Source organism: Pseudomonas sp. TJI-51 (genome assembly GCF_000190455.2).
Taxonomy (GTDB): Bacteria; Pseudomonadota; Gammaproteobacteria; order Pseudomonadales; family Pseudomonadaceae; genus Aquipseudomonas; species Aquipseudomonas juntendi.
On record NZ_AEWE02000073.1, the window covers coordinates 21117 to 22577 of the forward strand.

Genomic DNA, 1461 nt, shown 5'->3' on the forward strand with positions numbered 1-1461 from the left:
AGCCCAGCACCACCAGCGGCGACAACCCGCGCATCAGAGGGTAGACCAGGCCCAGGTCACCCACCCGGTAGGCCTGGATCAGCAGGTAGCGGTACAGCTGCTCGGCCAGCGCCGAAGCCAGCAGCCACGGCCAGATACTGGCCGGTGGCAGTTGCACGAACGGCAGCGCCAGCACGGCGAAGGCCAAGGCCACGGTGTCCATGCTGGCAATGACCAGCAGCCGCTCGCCGCTGAATTTGATCAGGGTGTTCCAGGTCGCGTGCAGCAGCGCGGCGACCAGCACCAAGGATGTTGCCAGCACGTCTTGTTTTCCTCATGGCTTTCGTGGCTGTGAATATAGAGCGTTCGCGGGCCATTGTGCGGCCAATCGCCGGCCCCAGAGTGGGAACGTTCGCAACGAATTCGGTCAAAGGCTGTGTCCCGAACCCCTCGCCAGGTCATCAAAGAACTGCTCGAGCCATTCGGGTTACGACTTGGAAGCCACTGTTACAGGATTCGGGATGCTTGAATTAGTTGCCGCGTTTATCTGCCTGACCACCCTCCTCACCTATGTGAACTACCGTTTCATCGGCCTGCCGCCCGCCATCGGCGTGATGGTCACGGCGCTGCTGTTTTCCCTGATGCTGCAAGGCCTGAGCCTGATCGGCTTCCCTGGCCTGGAAGAGCGCGTCGAAGGCCTGATGAACCAGATCGACTTCAATGACCTGCTGATGCACTGGATGCTGGCATTTCTGCTGTTTGCCGGCGCCCTGCACGTCAACCTCACCGACCTGCGCAGCTACCGCTGGCCAATCGGGCTACTGGCGACCGTGGGCGTGCTGATTGCCACCGTGGTCATCGGCTACCTGTCGCATTGGGTATTTGCCATGTTCGGCTGGCAGGTTCCGCTGATCTACTGCCTGCTGTTCGGTGCACTGATTTCACCGACCGACCCGATTGCCGTGCTCGGCGCGCTGCGTACGGCCAATGCGCCAAAACCCTTGAAGACCACCATCGTCGGCGAGTCGTTGTTCAACGACGGTACCGCCGTGGTGGTATTCACCGTGTTGCTGGGCATCATCCAGCTGGGCGAAACCCCAAGCATCAGCGACACGGCGGTGCTGTTCGCCCGCGAGGCCATTGGCGGCGTGCTCTTCGGCGGCCTGATCGGCTACGCCACTTACCGCATGATCAAGAGCGTGGAGCAGTACCAGGTCGAGGTCATGCTGACCCTGGCACTGGTGATCGGCGGCTCGGCGATGTGCTACGAGCTGCACGTGTCGGCGCCGATCGCCATGGTGGTGGCGGGCCTGATCATCGGCAACCTGGGGCGCAACCTGGCCATGAACGACATGACCCGCCGCTACATGGACGGTTTCTGGGAGCTGATCGATGACATGCTCAATGCGCTGCTGTTCGCCCTGATCGGCCTGGAGCTGTTGCTGCTGCCGTTCAACTGGATGCACCTGGCCGCTGGCGGCG

1 protein-coding gene and 1 pseudogene are annotated in these 1461 nt (G+C 62.1%); one reads left to right on the forward strand and one right to left on the reverse strand.

All coding sequences use genetic code 11. From position 1 onward, the window contains the following. Positions 1–301, reverse strand: a pseudogene (locus tag G1E_RS29620) (EamA family transporter); the annotation flags it as partial. A gap of 199 nt (positions 302–500) precedes the next feature. Here G1E_RS29620 and G1E_RS16650 point away from each other — a divergent pair. Beyond that, the coding region (locus G1E_RS16650) for a sodium:proton antiporter (protein WP_047149955.1) at positions 501–1461 on the forward strand (961 nt) is incomplete at its 3' end.